Source organism: Nostoc sp., from assembly GCF_036919675.1.
Taxonomy (GTDB): domain Bacteria; phylum Cyanobacteriota; class Cyanobacteriia; order Cyanobacteriales; family Nostocaceae; genus Nostoc.
Genome location: NZ_JBALCP010000023.1, coordinates 1 through 22,409, shown reverse-complemented (window position 1 = coordinate 22,409; position 22,409 = coordinate 1). Strand labels below are relative to the sequence as shown.

Sequence of the window (22,409 nt, the reverse complement as noted above, 5' to 3'; positions counted from 1 at the left end):
TTGCATTTAACTCAGTGCGATCTGCAAAATTATACCTTTCGGGACTTTTAAAATATCTTCAACACTTCTGGATTAAGACTTCTTCGCTAATGCTGGATACGGTGCGAGCGGAAATGTCTGGTAGTCAACGTAATCAACCTTGACAAGTGGAAATCTATCGATTATCTTTTGCAGATGGTTCTGTGACTCCGCTTCAAAGAGAACGACTGCACCCTTGTTTTTCGTGTCCAGCGCCCACACTTGACGCAGACATCCCTGTGCGTAAAAATCTTGCGCTTGCCCACGCCTAAATCCTGATTTTCTTTGACAGCGAAGTACTTCTTGCTGTTCATCTATAGGTAGCTGGCGCAATTTCTCCAAGACTGCTTGCTCAATATTCATATCCCGACTTATTAAAAAAGTCGGGGTTCTGGTGTTCGCTGTTAATTAGGTTTTCGTGGAGTTCCCCAAATCTTGATTTGTTGATCAAATCCACCACTGGCAAGAATTTTACCATTTGGACTAAAAGCGATCGCACTCACCCAGTCTGTATGTCCACTTAGTGTATTTAGTAACTCACCTGTAGTTAAATTCCATAATTTAATCCCATCTTTGCCGGCACTAGCAAGGGTTTGTCCATCGGGGTTAATGGCGATCGCATTCACCCAGTTATTATGTCCTGTAAGGGTGCGAACTAATTCTCCAGTATTAATATTCCACAGTTTGACTGTGCGATCGCGGCTTGCACTAACTAATGTTTCTCCATCTGGTGTGAAGATAACAGCGCTAACAACATTAGAATGAGCTACAAATTCACTGATTAATTTACCAGTACTCAAATTCCACAGCTTGATTACCCCCTTATTGTCACCACTAGCCAAAGTCTGCCCATCAGGACTAATGGCTAGGGTATAAATCAAATTATCAAAGCCTACTAGAGTCCCTAGAGGACGCTGCTGTAGCAAATCCCATAGACGAATCCCATCCAAAGCTCCACTGATGAGAACTTTACTATCAGGAGACACCGCTAAAGATAATACGTTACTGGTATGTCCAACAAAAGAACGACTAAATTTTAAATTTCTCAGGTTCCAGAGGTTAATCGTATTGTCATCACTACAGCTAGCGAGGGTTTGCCCATCTGGCGAAATCACTAAAGATTCTACGGCTGTTTGGTGTGCTTTGTTAATATCCGCCAACTTTTTGCCGTTTGCTGGATTCCACAGGCGAATTACACCCTCATTTTCTGCACCTCCACTCACAAGAATTCTGCTATCTGGGCTGAAAGCCAGGGATTTAACAGTTCCTCTATGCCCTCTGAGTGTGTAAAGTAGTTGGGCATTAGCGAAGCTATTGGTAGTTTGGGAATTTGGTGTTACTTCAATAGCAGCATGAGCTTGATGAATGTAAAACCCTTCCCAGGTAATCACTGGAAGGGCAACAGCTGCCATAAATGCCAGGATAATATATGGCCGCAGAAAATTACCCCCACCTCTTCCCTCACTACTCACTCTTTTTCCTCACTTTTATATATACGGTTAGCCAATCAATTTTGCAGAGTTATTAAGTAATAACTCTGCACTTCCTAAAGAGGTGGTTTTTTCTTAGAAACGCTTAACATTGGTAAAGGCGGACTAGAAGAACGAGAGGGCAAATAATGTTGCACTACAGGCTCCTCTGGTAGAGGACGGCGCTGCTGGAAACGCCACAACTTAAAGGCTAGCGCTATGCCTGTTGTTCCTAAACCAAAAGCGAACAACGACCAGCTATCATTCAATCCGCCAATCAGGGCATCCATAACGCCCATCGTCATCAATACACTGATTAGTGGCTCTTTTCGGTAGGTTAACTTTAAAAAACGAGGTAATACAGCATTCATCACAGCTTGATTGGTTCCAGTTCACCTTTCGTGTATATTTATCAAGAATACCTCACCCGTAATTTGCCTTTCTCATCTAAGGCAAACACTATTATGATTTTCTTTCGTAGGGGAGGGAGTGTACTCATTAATCGCCTTGCATATAATAGTAGACAGTGGCGGAAATTTGCCTACCTTTAACAAGGGGATTTTGCCCCAAGTCTTGTTAATTAAGATGGTGGCTGGATTTCTGCCGTGCTGTAGTAGTTGCAAGTCTATTGATATTTTAATCACTAATAAATATTTCGATTCCTCTCTTGCTTACATTCTAGGGCAATAATTTACGAATAAGTCTAATTAAACTATCTAGGGCGAAGTACTTCACTATCAATTGTTAAAGTCAAAACCAACTGGTTGTTCCAGCTGGTTGAAACTCTTTTAACTACTAGCTTACAACTTCCACCTTCGGCTTGTTGGTGGCACTACTTCAAACCCAGCCATGATAGCACCCCTTGATTGGTGACATATTCAATCACCAGCATCAAAGCGAAGCCAATCATTGCGGCTCGACCATTCAAGCGTTCAGCATATTCGTTAAAGCCAAACTTCGGCTCCACTAGTTTAGGTGTAATCGTTGGTTGTGTTTGTGTCATTTTTAAGAAACCTTTCTTCGGCAAACGGGACTTGATATTAGACTTGGTAGCAGTTGTCGGGCATAAGCGGTAAAGATTAAAGGAATTAACTCGTTCTTTCCCTTTAACCTTTACCCTACTTCGGCAACTTATGATCTGATTGCAGTGCTTGAATGCCAAGATGACTTGAGAAATTCAGCAAAAGCTTCCTAGTAGGGAGCTATACAATCACTATTTTTATAAATTGTTACTATTCTTTATATATTGTATAAATACTGGAGCAATAGTCAAGGGTAAGAGTTTAGGGCTACTCAGATGAAATTGAGAAACTGAGGCCAGAGATTAGCTATCTCTAATACAGCTACTCCAATAGATCAATAGCAAGCTTGAGATTAGCAGGCTAGAGTTAAACAAAAAAATTATCAGAGGCGGTATATGGAAATCGGCGTTCCCAAGGAAAATAAGGATCAAGAGTTTCGGGTAGGGTTAAGTCCTTCTAGTGTGCGGGTGCTACGAGAAAATGGTCATAGCATCTTCGTCGAGACACAAGCAGGTAATGGTGCTGGATTCTCAGATAACGACTACAGAAGTGCTGGAGCCGAGATTGTCCCCACATCAGAAACGGCTTGGAATCGGGAATTAGTTGTTAAAGTTAAAGAGCCGCTGACATCTGAGTATAAATTTTTGCAGAAAGGGCAGATATTATTTACTTATTTACATTTAGCAGCCGATCGCAAATTGACAGAGCATTTAATTGATTGTGGCACTTGTGCGATCGCCTACGAAACTGTAGAACAACCTGGTGCTAACAGACTTCCTTTGCTCACCCCCATGAGCGTTATTGCCGGTCGGCTAGCAGTACAATTTGGGGCCAGATTCCTAGAACGTCAGCAAGGTGGTAGAGGAGTGCTTTTGGGCGGTGTACCTGGAGTCAAACCAGGTAAAGTAGTAATTCTCGGTGGCGGCGTTGTCGGCACAGAAGCAGCTAAAATTGCTGTAGGCGTGGGTGCTAGCGTCCAGATTTTAGATCTAAGTGTCGAGCGCTTATCTTACCTAGAAACCCTCTTTGGCTCTAGAGTGGAATTGCTTTACAGCAACTCTGCTCATATTGAAGCCGCAGTCATTGAAGCCGACTTGCTCATCGGTGCAGTTTTAGTCTTAGGACGTAGAGCACCAATACTAGTATCCCGTGAATTGGTCAAACAAATGCGTCCGGGTTCGGTAATAGTTGATGTAGCCGTTGACCAAGGCGGTTGCATAGAAACTTTACACCCCACATCCCACACAAATCCGGTATACATTGAAGAGGGTGTGGTGCATTATGGCGTTCCCAATATGCCAGGAGCAGTACCTTGGACAGCAACTCAGGCACTTAACAACAGTACATTACCTTATGTTGTCCAGTTGGCGAATTTGGGAATTTTGGCACTGGAAGTTAACCCAGCATTAGCTAAGGGTGTGAATGTGCAGGATCATCGCTTAGTGCATCCGGCTGTGCAAGAGGTATTCCCTGATTTGGTAAACTCAGGTGTGTAAGTATAAGGCGATCGCTTATTTTGATAGAGGTAGCGATCGGTAATTAGACTAATTTCCTTACCAAATGCGCGGATGGGTAGGTGTACAAAATCAGAAGGGGCAAAAAATGGCTGCACGCTCCCTCTATACAATACTTTCAGGGCAATGCTACTTTTAAACCATCCGCGCAGCTTTTGTTGCCAAATTGAGCTACCAATTCAGGCGTCAGATAAGCCACATCAGGACGCCGACCCTGTTTAGATGTGCGACAAGGTACTTCAGTGTAAACTTTCCCTCCTTGTTGATTGGAGTTGATGTAACTTCTCCAGTAAAAGTAGATATTGCCTTGAATTTCGCTATGTTTTAATGTCATCCCTGTTTTTTCTACTAGTTGCTCATTCACCCACTCCATCCCGTCTGGAGGATTTGCGATGAAGTCTTCTAAAGAGTGGATTTCGGGAATAGATACAATCTCATTGTGTTTGGAAACTAACATTGCAAGCCTCCACATTGATTAGTTAAATACACAATATATAGATTAATAAAGGAAATTTTTGTAATATTCATTTTTTAAAGCATTACTAAACTACCTTGTGCTTCTTCCTCTAATTCATAACCATTAGCCAGTTTTTCTATTGCTTGGTCAATCATTGCCAAACCTTGATCCACCTTTTCAACTACACTTAACTGTCCTCGGAGTTCAGCAGCACCAACGAAACCTTTAGCATACCAAGTCATATGCTTACGGGCTTGACGCACACCGCGATCGCCTTTATATTCCCATAAGGCTTGTAAATGATCTCTTGCACATTCCAAACGCCCAATTGGGGTTGGTGGCGGTAATATCTCCCCAGTTTTCAAGAAGTGATCAATTTCTCCCACTAAAAACGGATAACCTAAAGTTCCACGGGAACACATCACACCATCAGCGCCAGTTTGCTCTAAACATCTCACTGCTGCTTCAACAGAGAAAATATCTCCATTCCCAATCACTGGGATAGAAAGCACTTCTTTTACACGGGTAATCCATTCCCAACGGGCATTGCCATTGTATCCTTGAGCGCGGGTGCGTCCGTGTACTGTGATCATTTTTGCCCCTGCATCTTCCATCCGCTTGGCAAAGTCGAGAATAGTAATTTCGTTGTCATTCCAGCCAATACGGGTTTTTACTGTCACAGGGACATCAACAGCTTTTACCACTTCCCGCACAATTGCCTCTGCTACTTCTGGTTGCCGCAACAACGAAGAACCACCACCATTTTTAGTGATTTTATTTACTGGACAACCCATATTAATATCAACAGTATCAGCACCTTCTGCAACTGCCTTGATTGCTGCTTCTGCCAGGAAATCTGGACGGCAATCAAATAGTTGAACGCTAATTGGGCGTTCATTTGGATCTACCTCCATGATTTTGGGTAACTGCTTGACATAATGCAACCCCGTAGCATTCACCATTTCGGTATACATCATCGAATCTGGGGCATAGCGGCGCACGAGACGGCGAAACACCATATCCGTCACCCCAGATAGAGGTGACTGGAGAACCCGACTTTTTACCTCAAATGAGCCAATTTTTAAGGGTTGGGAGAGCCTAGCTTGAAGAGTGGGAGACAGAGAAATCATAGGAAAAATTAATTAAAAATTGTGGGAACCGAAGATAGCTAGGATATTTAGAGATACTGTTTATTTTCGTTGATGTATCTTGACTTAGAGGCTATTTTTGCAGCTTACCGAGCCTGTTCAACTTCCAAATCCAACGGCTGCGAGATTTGTTTGGCTGTCAAACCCAATACCAATAATTAAGATAAAGTTGTTGTCTTCCACAACGACAACTCAATAGGTACAAGCAGCCCATATTCTAGATCCTAGCACTACTACAATGCCTGCTACTGCAAATAAACGCTACGACGATGCGCCATTTTAACCGTATCATCATGGCAATGCTAGCAATGAACTTTTGTAAAATAATAGTGGTTTTTATGTAAACTATTAATCCCCTGTGGGTGCAGAGAGATTAATGCTTGCAAAGCCTGTTCCAGAGAAAAACAAAACTCAGTGTCTCCAGTCTCAGAAGTACAGCAGATAGTCTCGAACAAATCAAGTGGAGTATCAAATGCACAGTCAACTAGTTTAAATCCGGGGCAAAGGGGGCGAATTTTACAATAAATCGAAAGCCTCCAGCAACAGTACGATTTATTAAGTCAGAAGTTGAGTCGCCTGCGGTTGAATTTAGCGATAGAATCCGGTGCTGCCGTAAAGTTTCAGTTATAAAAGCAGATTGAAAATTCTGAAGTTGAAAGAACACAACTTACTCAACGCATCAAGCAGCTAGAAAACAGCCTGCAATAAAAATAGTAATATCTCAATAGTTGGGTATTAAAACTCACAATATGTTCTCAGTTCGGCATTTACAACGAAGACGGGAAGAACTTCAACAACAGTACGATCTGCTCAGTGAGAAGATAAAACGCTATACAGTTCAGGTGATTTTAGAGAAGAGTGAAGGCATTCCAGAGCGTGTAGTTTGCTCAAATTTTTGGTTTGTGTGGCTGTAACTGGCAGGAGGAAGAAGTTAGGTGGCTAGAACTGTAGACGGAAAACGGCTGAAATACATAGCGAAGGTACAACCCCAGCCAGGAGAGCAAGACCCACAGACGGGGCAAATTTTGTATCCTTACTTACCCAGTGAGAAATTAGTGGAGGCAGTAAATTTAGCGATCGCTCTCGAACGCCCCTTACTTTTGAAGGGAGAACCAGGATGTGGCAAGACAAAATTGGCTCGTGCAGTGGCTTATGAGTTGGGTTTACCCTATGAAGCTTGGTACATCAAATCTACCAGTCGAGCGCGGGATGGTCTTTACACCTATGATGCCGTTGGCAGGTTGCGTGATGCCCAACTTGCTGCCTTCAAAATAGATGAAGAAGCCGCAGTGCAAGCAAAAAATGCAGATGCTTACGTAGAGTGGGGCCCGTTAGGACGTGCCTTTCGGAATGAACAGCAGACTGTGGTTTTGATTGATGAAATAGATAAAGCTGACATTGACTTTCCTAACGACCTGCTGTTAGAGCTTGATGAACAAAGATTTGAAGTCACAGAAGTCAAACAAAACAGTCCGCTCAAGAAAATTCAAGCAAAGACAATACCAATTGTTTTTATCACTAGTAACGATGAGAAAGACTTGCCTGATGCTTTCTTGCGTCGTTGTTTATTTCACTACGTCAAATTCCCCGAACGTCAACAGTTAATCGATATTGTCAAGACTCGGTTTCCAGTTTCACCTTTGGAATTGGTGGACGCAATTATTGACCGCTTTTTAGAACTGCGTGAACAAATGCGGCGAGATAAGGGCGAAGCTGGTAAAAAGGTCAGCACCAGCGAACTGATGGATTGGGTGCGGATTCTTAATCATCAAGATGATGAAATTCTCAGCAAGTTAAAAACTGAACTTCTGTATCCTGGCGTGTTGCTGAAGAGTTGGGATGATTACCGCCGCTATGGTGAACAGATGCGATCGCAGCCAGAAGCATGAAGATAGAAGCTCCTTATGAAGAACTACCACTGCTTGAGCTTTTTACACAACTGCGCGAGGCAGGTTTGCCCACAGAGTTAGACATAGAGGCAACTATTGAGCAAGTACTACGGCAGGGGGTTTTGCTAGAGCCTATACTGATGCCCAGTCGGGTGAATAGAACTGAACTGCTATTGCTGATTGACCACAAGGGGTCGATGGTTCCCTTTCACGCACTATCCCAGCGATTAGCTGAGACAGCATTACGAGGCGGAGGCTTAGGAAAAGCTAGTATTTGCTACTTTTACAATTGCCCAACTAAGTATCTTTACCATGACCAGACGCGCCAGCAAGCTGAACCTGTCGTGGATTTTTTAGCTCAGTTGCGCCCGGAACGTTCCGCTGTATTAATTTTTAGTGATGGGGGAGCAGTACGAGGCGGTTTTAGCCTGGAACGGTTAGGAATTAACGCAAAAATTTTTAGACCAACTGAAACAACGATCGCGTTATGCAGTGGAAAATCATCAATGGAGTTTGTTGGCGGAAGTATCACTTTCTAAGTGCATTATTAATGATGACCAGTCTCGGAGTTTTATGTATAACCGCTGTATTTTAGAATACCGCTATTTGGATAATGATGGAGAGATGCAGCGTTGGTTTGATATTCATCCATTGATTCAAGGAATTCCAGAATTTAAAGAAGCGTTAGCGAAACTTTCATGAACCCAAATTTAAGTGATTAGAATGATGATTTACAGCCTGAACCCGAAGAAGCTTATCAAAACTTACTTTACGCACTCAGGCTGAAACCAGGATTGCTTATTATTGTGGAATATGTATCTTCATGTGTGCTAAAGAATCCGTTTACGTAACTAATTTTCATAAGAAGGTCTTGAATCTTCTGAAATGCGATCGCGCCCTTTTACCAACGCGATCGCTAAAATTTCTCTCCCCCTAACCAATAAAATGCAGCTGATTGATCGCCGCACTAATTAGATGATGAGTAATGGGAAGACTATCTACCACCATCCCCAAGCACAACAGCATCATGTAGGAGATGGAGTAAAGAAACAATTCTCTAGCTACAGTGCGATCCTCTGGATTTTGTAACAACCGCCAAGATTTGTGGATAAATAATCCTCCCAGAATTACGGCGATCGCAGCATAAAGAATTCCACTTGCTCCCAAGGGATAAACCAATAACACGGTTGCAACTACGGTAAGCAGGGTATAGTACCAAATCTGCTTCACTGTTGCCGTAGTACCTTCAATCACAGGTAACATTGGTATCCCAACTTTTGCGTAGTCATCTTTAATCATCAGAGCTAGCGCCCAAAAATGGGGCGGTGTCCATAAAAAGACGATGGCAAAAATCAGCCATGCTGACCAGCTTAATGTACCTGTGACAGCAGCCCAACCCACTAAAGCCGGAATTGCCCCAGCTGCCCCACCAACAACGATATTCTGGGTGGTGTGGCGTTTCAGCCAGTGGGTATAGACCAAAATATAAAAGACGATACCAGAAAAGGCTAGCAGGGCGGCTAACAGGTTGGCAAATACTGCCAGTAGTGTAAAGGAAATCGTCGCCAGTGCGATCGCAAAAATTAGAGCATCGCGTGGCTGCACCTTACCTGAAGGCATGGGACGATGGCGCGTCCGCTCCATGTCATAATCAATATCCCGGTCATAGACACAGTTAATCGTCTGGGCGCTTGCAGCCGCCAAGGTGCCGCCAGTGAGAGTTACTAGCAACAGCAATGGATCTACTTCTCCCTTAGCAGCAATCCACATACTCCCAGCGGTGGTAATCAAAAGCAACGGAATAATCCGAGGCTTCGTTAGCTGGTAGTAACTTTGAATTACCTGTAAAAATGTTTCGTGGTGGCGAGAGACATTAGTCTCAATCATTTTGGCTCTGGTTCCTTATTTTTCAACAACTTATATGCAGCCCCCGCTCAAGCTGGCTCTTTCAGGCAAACGAAAACACAGATTTTCTGCACCTGCGTGGGTCGCAATACTCGCCGTTGCAGCTTCCATCTGTGCTGAGTGCTGAGTTAGGAGACGCGATTAATCGCGTCTGTACAGGAGTTAGGAATTCTTCCCCTGCCTCCCCTGCTCCCTCATTCCTTACCCGTGACTCAGCACCCGTGACTCAGCACTCACTGAGTCACGCAGTGCGAGAACTGTGAAAGCTACCAAAGTACCCAGCAAAGCAGCTCCTATAGCTTGGTGAGAGACGGTCAGAGGCTCGACTTGGAGATGTAATTTGAAAGTGGCGAATCCCAACAAGATTTGTAAGCTCAACAATGCACCAGCCATATTTGCCAGTCGCCGTAAGGCTGGATGTAGTGCTGGTGTACGCCAACAGATAAATACCATTGCTAAGGTTGTCACCGTTGGCGGCACCAAACCAGCAATATGGCTGTACATCACAGTACAAAGTTGAGAACCGCCGAGGCATTGGTGTAGCGCCCAGCGAGAGCCTACCAAAGCACCCAAGAGACTTTGCAGGTAAACCAGAACAGCGGCAGTTAAACCTACCCAAGGTAAATTACCAACGGTTCCAGTCCCTTGATAGGGAGTGAGTGCTGTGCCGACAATCAGGAGGGTGGTAAAAAACAACAGCGCCGTTCCTAAATGAGCGGTAACGATATCAAACCGCAATAGTTCGGTAACGGTGAGTCCCCCCAAGATACCTTGGAAGACGATTAAAAACAGGGCGAATGTGGATGCCCAAGGCAGCCAAGAGGGTAAGAAACGACGATGCCACCAGGACAAACCGAAGAGTGCGATCGCGCTTACACCAATTAAAGCTGCATCCAATCTGTGAAACCACTCCAGGAACACCTGGAGATTCATTTGCTTGGCTGGCACGAGTTCGCCATAGCATAAGGGCCAGTCTGGGCAAGCAAGTCCAGCATTCATCACGCGGGTGGCACTGCCTATTGCCATCAAAATTAAGGTGGCTATGCACATTTTCCACACCAAGCGCCGAATCATTTCCTTGGGCTTTTGCTGCTGAAGTGCCGCTTCATTTTGTTGTTGTAGGACAAATTCGCTCATTAACGATACCTTCTGCCCGCTCTTGGTGGATCTCTTAAAATTTTCAATTTTCTTTTAGCGTCCCATCTTCACCCTAGCGTATAGGCTAAAGGTTTATAGATTAGCACTCACTTATACTTTGAATCACTTTAGCGACGTTTTCCCTGAAGCTTTAGGTATTTTTCAAGATGTGAAAAATTGATTAATCACAATTAATTTAAGCATCCTAAATTTTTCCACTGATTTACATCTACTTTTGGCAGTATTTTGATAGTCACCTTCTACCCAAAATTAGTAAAATAGTCAAAAAAATTAATAAAAATTTCAGACCTTTGGACTCCATGCCTTCCAGCCTAGACTACCTTAGTAAGTGAGTAGCTTTGAGATAACGTAGTAAATTAAATTAAGTAAGCCGTGAAGATTCCAAGTTCAATCTGGACATTACTCATTGGCATCGTGCTAACGCTAGCCAGCCTTTGGTACGGTCAAAATCACGGTCTGTTGCCAACAGCAGCCACGGATGAAGCCGTATTAGTGGATGGTCTCTTCAACGCGATGATGATCATTTCTACAGGTATATTCCTGCTCGTAGAAGGTATTTTAATTTACTCTGCATTCAAATACCGACGGCGTGCAGGTGATAATGAAGACGGCCCACCAGTTGAGGGCAATGTACCTCTAGAAATTCTCTGGACGGCGATCCCGGCAATTATCGTTATCGGTATTTCTGTTTACAGTTTTGATGTTTACAACGAAATCGGTGGCTTCGATCCCCATGCTATCCATGAAGCGCCGATGAATCAGGAGTCGATGAAAATGCCAGGGCATGGAAGTGCTATGGCTGCAACTTTAACCGATACTCCTCCCAGCACCGAACCCAACCTCAATCAAGAAAAATCTGATGAGGCAATGCAAGATCCAGCTACAGCAGAAGTTCGTAATGCTGACCAAATTCCCCAACTGCGGAATGCCCCAGGTGTCGGTATTGTTGCTCCGACAATTGGGGGCAGTCCTGATAGAGCAGGCAAACCACCACAATTGCGGGTCAACGTCACAGGTCTACAATATGCCTGGATTTTCACCTATCCTGAAACTGGTATAACTACGGGTGAAATGCATGTTCCCATCGGGCGAGAAGTGCAAATCAATATGACAGCCAACGATGTCATCCACGCCTTTTGGGTGCCAGAGTTCCGCCTGAAACAAGATGCGATCCCTGGTAGACAAAGCGAAATTCGTTTCACGCCCAAAAAAGCAGGCGATTATACCCTGATTTGTGCTGAACTTTGTGGCCCATATCACGGTGCGATGAGAGCATCAGTGGTCGTTGAGACAGAAGAAGCCTTTGATAAATGGGAGCAAGAGCAGCTAGTTGCCAGCAAGGAAACACTAAATCAAGCCGTTGCTGTTAACCCTGCGAATCTATCCCCAAATGAATTTCTCGCTCCTTACACCAAGGACATGGGAATTCAGGCAGAAATGTTACATCAAATTCACAAATAGTCAACAGTCCACGTCAAAAGTAATAACTCACAACGGGCTAAACGCCCTGCTATCGCTAACAGGACTCAAGACTCAGAACTCTTATGACACAAGCTAAGTTGCAAGAAACTGCCAATATCCCCGCCCTTCTTGAGGAACCTGGGATTAGAAAATGGCAAGACTACTTTGGCTTCAACACCGACCATAAGGTGATTGGGATTCAATACCTAGTCACTACGTTCATTTTCTACTGCATTGGTGGTGTGATGGCTGACTTGGTTCGTACAGAACTGCGAACCCCTGAAGTCGATTTTGTCACCCCTGAAGTCTACAACAGCTTATTTACGCTGCACGCCACGATCATGATTTTCTTGTGGATCGTGCCAGCTGGTGCGGGTTTTGCTAACTTCCTGATCCCCTTGATGATTGGGGCTAAGGATATGGCATTTCCGCGCTTGAATGCTGTTGCCTTTTGGATGATTCCCCCTGCGGGTTTATTGTTGATCACTAGTTTAGTCGTAGGCGATGCACCGGATGCGGGTTGGACTTCCTACCCCCCCCTGAGCTTGGTAACAGGTCAAGTAGGTGAGGGAATTTGGATTATGAGCGTCCTTTTATTAGGGACGTCATCGATTCTAGGGGCAATCAATTTCCTCGTCACATTGCTGAAGATGCGTATCCCCGGTATGGGGGTTCATCAAATGCCCTTGTTTTGCTGGGCGATGTTTGCTACCTCGGCACTGACTCTGGTATCTACGCCTGTGTTAGCAGCAGGTCTAATTCTGCTTTCCTTTGACTTAATTGCCGGGACAACATTTTTTAACCCGACTGGCGGCGGCGACCCAGTAGTGTACCAGCATATGTTCTGGTTTTACTCTCACCCAGCGGTTTACATCATGATTTTGCCCTTTTTTGGGGCAATTTCGGAAATTATCCCCGTGCATTCCCGCAAGCCGGTTTTTGGCTATAAAGCGATCGCCTATTCCTCTCTTGCCATTAGCTTTCTGGGGCTAATTGTTTGGGCACACCACATGTTTACCAGCGGTATCCCCGGTTGGTTACGGATGTTCTTTATGATCACCACCATGATCATTGCCGTACCCACGGGAATTAAAATTTTCAGCTGGTTAGCAACCATGTGGGGTGGAAAAATCCAACTCAATAGTGCCATGCTATTCGCAATGGGCTTTGTTGGCACCTTTGTGATTGGTGGTATCAGTGGCGTAATGTTGGCAGCAGTGCCCTTTGACATTCACGTTCACGACACCTATTTTGTGGTGGCACACTTGCATTACGTTTTATTTGGTGGTAGTGTTCTCGGCATTTATGCGGCGATTTACCACTGGTTCCCGAAAATGACGGGACGGATGCTGAACGAATTTTGGGGTAAGGTTCATTTTGCCTTGACAATTGTTGGTCTAAACATGACCTTCTTACCCATGCACAAACTGGGATTAATGGGCATGAACCGCCGTATCGCCCAGTATGACCCCAAATTTACCTTTCTCAACGAAATCTGCACTTATGGCGCTTACATACTAGCAATTTCGACATTCCCCTTCATCTTCAATGCGATTTGGAGTTGGTTGTACGGAGAGAAAGCTGCTAATAATCCCTGGAGGGCACTTACCTTAGAGTGGATGACAACCTCACCGCCAGCGATCGAGAATTTTGATCAAACCCCAGTACTGGCTACCGGCCCCTACGACTACGGTTTGGAAAGGGCTAACGAAGGTGTACCTTTATCTGATCCCAATCCAATCTTATCTGCTGGGCCAAACTCAGTGTTAAGAGCAGAACCCGACCCAGCGGTTGCTGCCAATCCCGAAGACCGCAAATAAACAGGGTATAGGGCATAGGGCATAGGGCATGGGGCATGGAGGATTGGTCAATAATCAATAGTTCTTCTTCCCCTGCTCCCCCTGCTCCCCCAGCTCACTTCTCCTCTAGGCATTAAAAATTTATGCAAAGTCAAACTATTGACCCAGCTAAAACCGAACTAAATCATCACCACGCGGCGGAAGCGTCCGTCGGTCATCACGAAGAACATCCAGACCATCGCCTGTTTGGGCTAATTGTCTTCCTGATTGCTGAAGGGATGATTTTTATGGGGTTGTTCGGAGCCTACTTGGCTTTCCGTGCTACCTTACCTGCATGGCCCCCAGCAGGTACCCCAGAGTTAGAGCTATTGCTACCTGGAGTCAACACCATCAATCTGATTTCTAGTAGTTTTGTCATGCATAATGCTGACACTGCAATCAAAAAGAACGATGCGCGGGGTGCGCGAATCTGGTTAGCAATTACTGCTGCAATGGGTGCTATTTTCTTGGTGGGTCAAGTATATGAATATACCCATTTAGAATTTGGTTTAACTACCAATTTATTTGCCAGTGCATTTTACGTTTTGACTGGTTTCCACGGATTGCACGTTACCATCGGCGTTTTGGCAATTGTTGCTGTGTTATGGCGATCGCGCGTTCCGGGTCACTACAGTAACGAAAAGCACTTTGGCATTGAAGCAGCCGAAATTTACTGGCACTTCGTTGACGTGATTTGGATTATTTTGTTCGGATTACTGTATCTACTGTGAGTATTAATTATTAGTTGTTCACTCCACGCTAACAAGTTAATCGGCCCCCATTCGGGGGCTTTTTTTATAAACATAATGCTACAGTTGCCGCTAGCTGCCCTGATGTCACATTATTTTAGCTATCGGCTGGCAGCAAAACCTAAATTAGGACAGTTTCTAAAAGATTACATATCTGGGAAATTATCTAAACTGTTATTTATTAACGAAAATATATTAAAACCAGCTTAGACTTTTCCCACTAGAAGTTTTGCTAAATGTAACTGAGTTATTGCAAGTGATACAGACGCGAGTAAAAAGTGGGAAAAGTGGGAAAAGTTGGAAAAGTTGGATATTTTGGATAAATTATTGAAGAACTAGTTAATATGCTGTAACTTGATATCTCAGTGATTGACAACTAATACTTATTTGCTTTAAAAATCATCACTCGATATTTACCTCAGGAACTTACCTGCTCTTTTTTAGTTTTATCGAAATCACGTTGATCTGACGACGCGATCGCGGTTAGTAATGACTAAAATCTGGTAACAAAATTGTGGTGGACACCGGAAGAGATATTTGTAGCTTTAAATTCCACTGTTCAAGGTTTTGTCAGTAATCAGACCCAAAGTTAAAATAAATAAAGAAATAAATCCTGGAGTTTAGACTAAATTGGAATTTTAAGGCTACAACCCTTATGTGACAAGGGTTATCAACTTCTGATTTCAATCATTCATAAAAATCATTAAAGCCTTTCTGGATAAGGGTTTAGCGGTTTAATGGATAGAATTAGTCTTAACTCCAATAAATCTCCTGGCTCCTGAATGTTGTCTTCGTGCCGCAGTTATAAATACTGTGGACTAGTGTTAAACTTACTTAAGTGATAAAATTATTGAACTATTCCAGAAACAAATTTTATATGTAAGATACCTATAAAGGTGTTAAATGAACTGATCAAGCGGCTAACCACAAAACTGCTCCAAAGCATAGGTTGTATGAGAAGCTGACTGCCTCAAATACTAACAAATCTAGCAACAGGTATTCATAACCTCACCCAAGCTCTGAATGGTCAGCAAATTAACAAGTAGTAGACACCATATGAGCCAGAACCCTCTAGTCAGAAAAACACTCCGGAGTCGCTTTGAGACTGTCAAACTGCACAAAAGCGGAGGATATGGTAATACTTACTTGTTAGCAAGTGCTAGACGTAAGAGACATCAATACTCTCTCGCCAGAAAAACACTTCGGAATCGCTTTGAGATTGTCAAACACTTAGGAAGCGGAGGATCTGGTGATACCTACTTAGCCGTAGACCTGGATTTACCAGGACAACCCCATTGTGTTGTCAAACATTTCCACCCAAAAGATCCCAATCCTGCTGTTCTACCCATCGCTAAAAGTCTATTTGATCGGGAAGCGGAAGTTTTATACCAGCTAGGCAACGCTCATGATCAAATTCCTAGATTGTTTGCCCATTTTAATGAAGATGGAGATTTTTATTTAGTCCAGGAATTTATTGACGGTCATGCCTTGACTCAAGAAATTGTATCAGGTCAGCGTCTTAGCGAGAATATAGTCTTAAATTTATTAAAAGACATCCTGGAAGTGCTAGCCTTCGTCCACCAACACAATATTATTCACCGGGATATCAAGCCCCAAAATTTAATGCGGCGGCACTCCGATCAGAAGATTGTGCTAATTGACTTTGGGAGTATTAAGAAAATTGGTGCTTTGGGAGCAGGCTTAACAATTGCTGTTGGGACTCCTGGCTATATGCCAAGCGAACAGGCTAAGGGAAAGCCAAAACTTTGTAGCGATATCTATGCAGTAGGGATGATTGGCATTCAAGCTTTGACAGGCTCAATACCTGAGCAACTCCAAGATGATCCTAATACTGGAGAAGTTATCTGGCGCGATAAAGCACAAGTAAGTGATGGTCTTGCAAATATTTTAGATACAATGGTTCGCGATCGCTATAATCAGCGTTACCAGACTGCCACAGAAGCTTTGCAAGCGCTTAATTCTGATCTGGTGTTGTCACAGTCTTCACAATCTGCTGTCATAAACCAAAATAGTGATGATAGCTACTTGCTAACTTATAGAAATTTTATTTTGCTGCTGGGAATAGGGCTTGGTGCTATCACTAGTTTGATAGTAATAGTTTTAATCTATACATTTATTAATACAGGGACATCGCCTCCAAAGCAACCTACTCAATTAAATAATTTTATAGAAAAATTTATTGAGCCACGGTTCGCTAATCTTAATGTGAATAGCATCGCAGCCAAATTAGCAGTTAACAGAGGAGTCTATAAAAGCAATTCCACCATTCCAAAAACTACCAAAGAATAAATTGAATCTCACTACATGAAAAAGATTTAATTATCTACCAGCACTCATCAAACTGGCTATTAACTAGCTTATTCAAGATTTGTTTTTAACCTAAATATCTATAGATTCCTGTAGGATAAATATAATAAAGAATATTTGAAACTAATGGACAATACAAACCAAAAAAAAGCTTTAATTAACAGTGAAATAGCCCTCTTTCTTAGAGGTTTGATTATTGGTAAAGTGCTGACACTTATAGTTATTGGGGGACTGCTTTGGTGGTTACTGAAGCCGAACTTATTGTCCCGCAGCAGCGTTGATTCCTCCAATCAAAGTTCCAACGCCATCTCTAGTAACACCCTCCCTAATACTGGATCAACTTTTCAGACAGTTGCTGATGTCCCCAATGCCTCATTTAACTACGGAGGCAGTACAGCTTGGGCATCTATCCGGCAATTGGTAGATTCTCAGATCCAAAGCGTTCGCCCTGAATTACAATTACGCTACGTAGATCCTGTTAATGGTAGCCCTGGTTCTAGCTCAGGCATTCGGATGTTGCTTGATGGGAAACTAGACTTTGCTCAGTCTTCCCGTCCTCTTACAGATGAAGAACAAGCTATTGCAAAAGAGCGAGGCTTCACCCTTGAGGAACGTCCGGTGGGTAAGGATGGGATAGCAGTGGTAGTCAACCCATCACTCAAAGTGTCAGCTTTAACTGTTGACCAATTGCAGCAGATTTATTTGGGGCGAATTACTAATTGGAATCAAGTAGGTGGGCCAAACCTAGCCATTATACCTTTATCTCAACGGCCAGAGGACGCAGATATAGTAATATTCTCTAGCAACAGCGACTTGAAGGGGCAAGCACTTGGCTCTAATGTGCAGTATGTCTACTCTACTACAGAGGCAGTGCGCCAACTTAGTAAAACCCCTGGTGGCGTCTATTACGCTTCTGCCCGTTCAGTAGTATTTCAATGTAGTGTGAAGGCTTTGCCATTGAGTCGGGCTTCTGGTCAGCCAATTCCCCCCTATCGCGAACCGATGGTGTCGCCTGAGCAATGTCCACGTCGGCGCAACCAGCTAAATACTCAGGCTATTAAAGATGGTAGCTATCCCATTATCGCTAACTTGTCTGTAATTATTAAGCAGAATAAAGGTCGGGAGCAACAGATTGGGGATGCCTATGCCAATCTATTATTAACTGACCAGGGGCAAAAAGCAATTGAGCAAGCTGGTTTCGTCGCGGTTCACTAATAGATTAGGTTCTGATAGCGATAGTCGCATCGCTATCAGAACCAATTTACAGCAACACTTACATCCAGGACGTATATAGCGCTTCTCGTTTGGATGCAATACATTCTGGACTGACTTCCATTCCTCTTATGTCTCGCCCTCGTCGTAACTTTCAACCAGGTTTTTGCTACCACATCACCACCCGTTGCAATAACCGAGAATTTCGTCTCACGCGGTTAGAATCCGTGAGGTTTTCCTTTATGCCATCAAAAAGGCACAGCAAAGGTATGGATTTAAACTCTATGCACTGTAGTTCGCCGCAGGCATCGCTTTTCTATCCAAGACTACTTATGCAATATTGATGTATTAATTATCTGAGTTGAAAATATTTATTTACATTCACTCGACAGCATAAGAAGTAAATTGGCGTTTAAAAGGAGAATGAAACCCAATGACGATATCAGAAGGGGGTACACCTAACTCAACCAATCGTTCTGCATTGCTGCGGCAAGTTTTTCTAAATTTTGACGAATATTGAGACTACGAATATGATTAACGCCCCAGACTCGTTCACAAATATCTAAAGCTTGCAAATAAAGCGGTTTCGCTTCACCATAACGTCCAGTTTCACGATAAATTTCTGCCAGATTATTAAGACTTTCGGCAACATTGGGATGATTTTCTCCCAATAGGTGCTTATCAAGTTCTAAGGCTTTTATACATAAAGGTTCCGCTTCATTGTAACGTCCCTGCTCCCTATACATATAACCAAGAGCATAGATAGTATCTGCTAAAAGTGGGTGCGCCTTTTGCAATAGACGCTGCTTAAGTTCCAATGATTGCAAAAACAAAGATTCGGCTTGATCGTAGCGTCCTTGAGCGCGGTATATTAAACCTAAATTGTGCAAATCTGTTGCAACTTCGGGATTCTCTTCTCCCAAAAATCGCTTATCTAGTTCTATTGCTTGTTGCGACAACGGTTCAGCTTCGCTGTAACGTCCTTGATGATAATAAAGTAGGGCTAAATTATTCAATATAAAAGCCAAAGAAAGATGATTTTCGCTAACCAAACGTTTTTCGAGTTCTAATGATTGCAGATACAAAGGTTCTGCTTCGTCATAACGTCCTTGTTCATCATATAGTAGTGCCAAATCGTTCAGACTAGCGGCGACATCGGCATGGTTTTCTCCCCACAGGCGTTTCCTCAGTTCTAAAGCTTGTTGATATAGGAGTTCCGCTTTACTATATTGTCCAGTAGATTTGTAGAGTCCTGCCAAATTATTCAAGCTAGTAGCAAAAGAAGGATGGCTGTCTCCCAAAAGACGTTTCCTTAGTTCTAAGGCTTGTTGATATAGTGGTTCAGCTTCGTTGTAACGTCCTGTTGCACGGTATAGTCCTGCTAAATTGTTGAAGCTAGTAGCTAAGTCCATCTGCAAACCTAATTCATTTTGCAATTCAATCGCTTTTTGCCAATACTTTATTGCTAGTTCTTGTTCTTCTTGATAATTCTGAAACTCACCCCGATCTAATCTGCTGCGGTAAATATCGCCCAACCTTGAGTATAAAGTAGCCAAGGTGGGGTGTTTAGTTCCCCGTTCCTGTTCTACTTTCTCGATTAGCCTTTGTAAATCTTGAATGGGCAAGAAAAAGGGGTTATTTTCATTTGTATCTGTGCTAGCTAATTCTGTGTCTCTAAAAACAAAGCGTATATGTTCTAGTTCTTTACCAGGAATAGCATTTGTCTTTTTCGATTCAAATCGGAATACACCATTACGCCAACTCCAAAAGTCAGGAGCTTTTTTAATCAGGTTAACTAAAATTTGGTTAGTTATCCAAAGCACGATCGCAAAAGGAAACTCGCGCAATCCTTCCCTTGTCCACTGTAAGTAACCAAAAAATTTCTCCTGTTCTGATTGCTCTTTTCCTAATCTGAGAAAATAAAGTTGTTCAGCACCCGTCACAGTGATCACCGCCTGGTTATGCTGACGAAGATATTCTTCTTGTTGTACCAGTTGGTTAAGAACAGCTTTTAGACTCGGTTCCTGACGTGCTAAAGTCACTCGATATGGACAGAAAGTAGGTTGTAGTTCGGCTTCATACTGGGCAATAATCTGATCACGAAAGCTAGCATCATTGCAAACTGCAATCAGTAAATTTAATCCCCGTTTTTGAGCTTCAATAGAAACAATTAAATCATCGTATGCATCTTGATTCTCTCCATCATCATCTAATAATTCTTCATTTAACATTAATAGCTCCCTGTCTTTTTAAGCTTTCAATAATAATTGGATGAACATCGTACCAAGTTTCATCAGTACGATATTCTAGAACATACAGCCCATGTAGCAAATCCAAAAACTCTGCTTGTTTGGGGTCATTGGGCATAAATTGTTCATAAACACTTTGCAAAATATCTATATCAGCTTTTCCTAAACGGATAGAAAAATCATTGCGAATTTTATTGATTGCTTGAAGGAGAATTTTATCATCAATAATAATTTCTGCTGAGGGATTTCGCCGGATCATCCGCAAACAAATCCGGCAACATTCCTTAGAAATACGAATTAACTCTCGCAATACACCACCACTGGAAATCACAATTTTTTCAGCAGTTTCTGCTGTGATCAATTCACTGGAAATCCGCTTTTGCAAAACTTCACCGAGAATCTTTGTTGCTTCCGGGCGAGGTTTGGCATTAGGGAATCGATTTTTACCTTTCTCAAAGATTTTTAAGACAGGCATCGCCACAACCTGGTCGTTGGTTTCAGTGGTAATTATTGTACTGATAAATGTTTCCCGGAGGACTGCGATCGGGATAGTGTAGATAATTTGAAAGTTAGGTTGGCAGAGAGCTTTAATGTTATCTCGATAAATTTCGTTAACTCTTCCTAAGTCAAGTTTATCTAAATCATCAATAATTACTAAAACGTTTTGTTGAGTTGCAGTTTGAATTAGAGCAGCAATTTCATTAATTCTGGCAATTAAATCTGATAATTTACGTTCAAATTCTTGCTTAATTTCATCCCTAACACTAGCATCAGCTTTTAATTTAGAGCTAATCAACTTTAGAAGGTCAAAACCTATTCCAGCTTCTGCCTGCAAATTTAATTCTTCAGTGCGAGTGCGGGTAGCAAACCACTTATAAAGAGCTTCTTTAGTAGATTGAGGAATATCAACTCGGCGTGCTTCTGCCTCGGTCATTAAATTAACTGCGATCGCAAACAGAATATTAATATGGTTAACCGCCGACATTTCAATTTTGTCAGCAATAGAAAATAGAACTACAAAATATTTATTTTGAATTTGTCTGCTAAACTCAGCTAACAAAGTGGACTTACCACATCCCCGATGTCCTGTAAAGACTATTTTGCCATCTCCATTGGGACTATCTTCCACTAATTGGTTAAGGTCTGCAATCAAATCATCACCATATTCGACTCTGAATTTTTCCATTTCGTTCCGTTCCATCAACGGAAACAGTTCGAGATTGCTGTATGCTTCTTGAAAGGAGTTTAATAAGTCTTGAGACATTGGATGGTGCCGTTAACATGCTAACTATCCATATAATGGCTCATGATTTTTGAAGCAGAAGTTTAGGTAATGTCTAAGATAGAGTATGCCTACATAACTTCTCAAATTTTGTTAATAAATAACTACTAAGTGAGTGGTATGTTATGTCTTAAAAAGAGATGCCCTAATCCCCAAATTTCAACCTATCAATAAGTAACAGAGGTCAATAATTAATAAGACTGAATGATAGATTATACATTCGATAATTTAAACTGAATGATAGATTATACAGATAACATCCTGAAAGCTACTTAACACATAAATAAAATAAAATTTTCAGTTATAAAAATAAATTTTTAGTCTGCTTCGTCTCATCCCCCTCTAGCCGATGCGATGGGTAGCTGTTGTTACTATTGGTTTACTAGGCGGGTATTTCACTTTTGCAAATATACCTAGTACCGGAAGGCGGACAAAAGTAAAAAGTCAAAAAGTTTAGAAGACAGGCTTTTGAACGATTTGAAATAGTTGCTTTATTTACGCCGTGCTGTTTTACCCCACCCTAACCCTCCCCTTGTAAAGGGGAGGGAACTGGATTTGTTGTTTGCCGATCACTAGCTGGAAACGACACCCACAACCCGGCTGCGATCGCCTTGCAAACGTGAGGGAACTGGATTTCTTGTTTGCCGATCACTAGCTGGAAATGACACCTACAACCCGGCTGCGATCGCCTTGCAAACGGCAGGGAACTG

The 22,409-nt window shown here is 42.7% G+C and carries 20 protein-coding genes and 2 pseudogenes; 10 read left to right on the top strand and 12 right to left on the bottom strand.

The genetic code is table 11. From position 1 onward, the window contains the following. Positions 1-72: 72 nt before the first annotated feature. From V7K49_RS02935 to V7K49_RS02920, 4 genes are all read right to left on the bottom strand, one after another. Positions 73-381, bottom strand: coding sequence for a muconolactone Delta-isomerase family protein (locus V7K49_RS02935; RefSeq protein ID WP_335204446.1), 309 nt, complete (start codon positions 379-381; stop codon positions 73-75). 41 nt (positions 382-422) lie between these two features. Further along, entirely contained in the window at positions 423-1,430 is a 1,008-nt protein-coding gene (locus tag V7K49_RS02930; protein ID WP_442948631.1) for a WD40 repeat domain-containing protein, read from the bottom strand. Between the two features lie 134 nt (positions 1,431-1,564). Then, positions 1,565-1,858: a hypothetical protein gene (locus V7K49_RS02925; protein WP_273762064.1), complete on the bottom strand. Its 294-nt coding sequence runs from the start codon at positions 1,856-1,858 to the stop codon at positions 1,565-1,567. A 461-nt stretch (positions 1,859-2,319) separates the two neighbouring features. Then, positions 2,320-2,490 (bottom strand): chlorophyll a/b-binding protein, encoded by a 171-nt coding sequence (locus V7K49_RS02920; protein ID WP_273762065.1) that lies wholly within the window; start codon positions 2,488-2,490, stop codon positions 2,320-2,322. A 414-nt stretch (positions 2,491-2,904) separates the two neighbouring features. Here V7K49_RS02920 and ald point away from each other — a divergent pair, with 414 nt between their 5' ends. Further along, the gene (ald, locus tag V7K49_RS02915; RefSeq protein WP_335204444.1) at positions 2,905-4,005 is read left to right on the top strand and encodes an alanine dehydrogenase; all 1,101 of its coding nucleotides are present in this window, start codon (positions 2,905-2,907) and stop codon (positions 4,003-4,005) included. A 136-nt stretch (positions 4,006-4,141) separates the two neighbouring features. Here the strand turns inward: ald and V7K49_RS02910 are convergent, their stop codons facing one another. Both V7K49_RS02910 and dusB read right to left on the bottom strand, forming a co-directional pair. Then, on the bottom strand, positions 4,142-4,480 hold the full coding sequence (locus V7K49_RS02910) for a Uma2 family endonuclease (RefSeq protein ID WP_334865010.1): 339 nt from the start codon (positions 4,478-4,480) through the stop codon (positions 4,142-4,144). A gap of 74 nt (positions 4,481-4,554) precedes the next feature. Beyond that, positions 4,555-5,610: a tRNA dihydrouridine synthase DusB gene (gene dusB, locus V7K49_RS02905; protein WP_334865012.1), complete on the bottom strand. Its 1,056-nt coding sequence runs from the start codon at positions 5,608-5,610 to the stop codon at positions 4,555-4,557. A gap of 767 nt (positions 5,611-6,377) precedes the next feature. On the opposite strand from dusB, the gene V7K49_RS02900 reads away from it, so the two are divergent. From V7K49_RS02900 to V7K49_RS02885, 4 genes and pseudogenes are all read left to right on the top strand, one after another. After that, positions 6,378-6,542, top strand: a complete 165-nt coding sequence (locus V7K49_RS02900; protein WP_334865015.1) for a hypothetical protein — start codon at positions 6,378-6,380, stop codon at positions 6,540-6,542. A gap of 21 nt (positions 6,543-6,563) precedes the next feature. After that, positions 6,564-7,517, top strand: coding sequence for an AAA family ATPase (locus tag V7K49_RS02895; protein WP_335204443.1), 954 nt, complete (start codon positions 6,564-6,566; stop codon positions 7,515-7,517). After that, complete coding sequence (locus V7K49_RS02890; RefSeq protein WP_335204442.1) at positions 7,514-8,056, top strand: hypothetical protein; 543 nt, start codon at positions 7,514-7,516, stop codon at positions 8,054-8,056. The genes V7K49_RS02895 and V7K49_RS02890 overlap by 4 nt, the downstream gene beginning before the upstream one ends. Further along, positions 8,001-8,219 (top strand): annotated as a pseudogene (locus V7K49_RS02885) (ATP-binding protein); the annotation flags it as partial. The gene V7K49_RS02890 and the pseudogene V7K49_RS02885, both read left to right, overlap by 56 nt. Before the next feature lie 231 nt (positions 8,220-8,450). On the opposite strand, the gene V7K49_RS02880 reads toward V7K49_RS02885, so the two are convergent. Together V7K49_RS02880 and V7K49_RS02875 are read right to left on the bottom strand one after the other, a co-directional pair. After that, the gene (locus V7K49_RS02880) at positions 8,451-9,404 is read right to left on the bottom strand and encodes a heme o synthase (RefSeq protein WP_334865021.1); all 954 of its coding nucleotides are present in this window, start codon (positions 9,402-9,404) and stop codon (positions 8,451-8,453) included. Between the two features lie 219 nt (positions 9,405-9,623). Further along, on the bottom strand, positions 9,624-10,559 hold the full coding sequence (locus V7K49_RS02875) for a COX15/CtaA family protein (RefSeq protein ID WP_334865023.1): 936 nt from the start codon (positions 10,557-10,559) through the stop codon (positions 9,624-9,626). Positions 10,560-10,952: 393 nt separating this feature from the next. Here V7K49_RS02875 and V7K49_RS02870 point away from each other — a divergent pair, with 393 nt between their 5' ends. From V7K49_RS02870 to V7K49_RS02850, 5 genes are all read left to right on the top strand, one after another. After that, on the top strand, positions 10,953-12,041 hold the full coding sequence (locus V7K49_RS02870; protein WP_335204441.1) for a cytochrome c oxidase subunit II: 1,089 nt from the start codon (positions 10,953-10,955) through the stop codon (positions 12,039-12,041). A gap of 83 nt (positions 12,042-12,124) precedes the next feature. Further along, on the top strand, positions 12,125-13,861 hold the full coding sequence (gene ctaD / locus V7K49_RS02865; RefSeq protein WP_335068722.1) for a cytochrome c oxidase subunit I: 1,737 nt from the start codon (positions 12,125-12,127) through the stop codon (positions 13,859-13,861). Between the two features lie 122 nt (positions 13,862-13,983). Beyond that, on the top strand, positions 13,984-14,610 hold the full coding sequence (locus tag V7K49_RS02860; protein ID WP_300418240.1) for a cytochrome c oxidase subunit 3: 627 nt from the start codon (positions 13,984-13,986) through the stop codon (positions 14,608-14,610). 1,074 nt (positions 14,611-15,684) lie between these two features. Beyond that, a complete protein-coding gene (locus tag V7K49_RS02855; RefSeq protein WP_335204440.1) occupies positions 15,685-16,938 on the top strand; it encodes a serine/threonine-protein kinase in 1,254 nt (417 codons plus the stop codon). Between the two features lie 144 nt (positions 16,939-17,082). Beyond that, a complete protein-coding gene (locus tag V7K49_RS02850) occupies positions 17,083-18,171 on the top strand; it encodes a PstS family phosphate ABC transporter substrate-binding protein (RefSeq protein ID WP_335204439.1) in 1,089 nt (362 codons plus the stop codon). A gap of 378 nt (positions 18,172-18,549) precedes the next feature. Here V7K49_RS02850 and V7K49_RS02845 read toward each other — a convergent pair. The 4 genes and pseudogenes from V7K49_RS02845 to V7K49_RS02830 all read right to left on the bottom strand — a co-directional run. Next, positions 18,550-18,648: pseudogene (locus V7K49_RS02845) on the bottom strand (element excision factor XisI family protein); the annotation flags it as partial. Then, complete coding sequence (locus V7K49_RS02840) at positions 18,627-20,399, bottom strand: tetratricopeptide repeat protein (RefSeq protein WP_335204438.1); 1,773 nt, start codon at positions 20,397-20,399, stop codon at positions 18,627-18,629. The gene V7K49_RS02840 and the pseudogene V7K49_RS02845, both read right to left, overlap by 22 nt. After that, positions 20,389-21,681: an ATP-binding protein gene (locus V7K49_RS02835; RefSeq protein WP_335068708.1), complete on the bottom strand. Its 1,293-nt coding sequence runs from the start codon at positions 21,679-21,681 to the stop codon at positions 20,389-20,391. The genes V7K49_RS02840 and V7K49_RS02835 overlap by 11 nt, the downstream gene beginning before the upstream one ends. A gap of 538 nt (positions 21,682-22,219) precedes the next feature. Next, positions 22,220-22,409: hypothetical protein (locus tag V7K49_RS02830; protein WP_335204437.1), on the bottom strand; the 190-nt coding region annotated here is incomplete at its 5' end.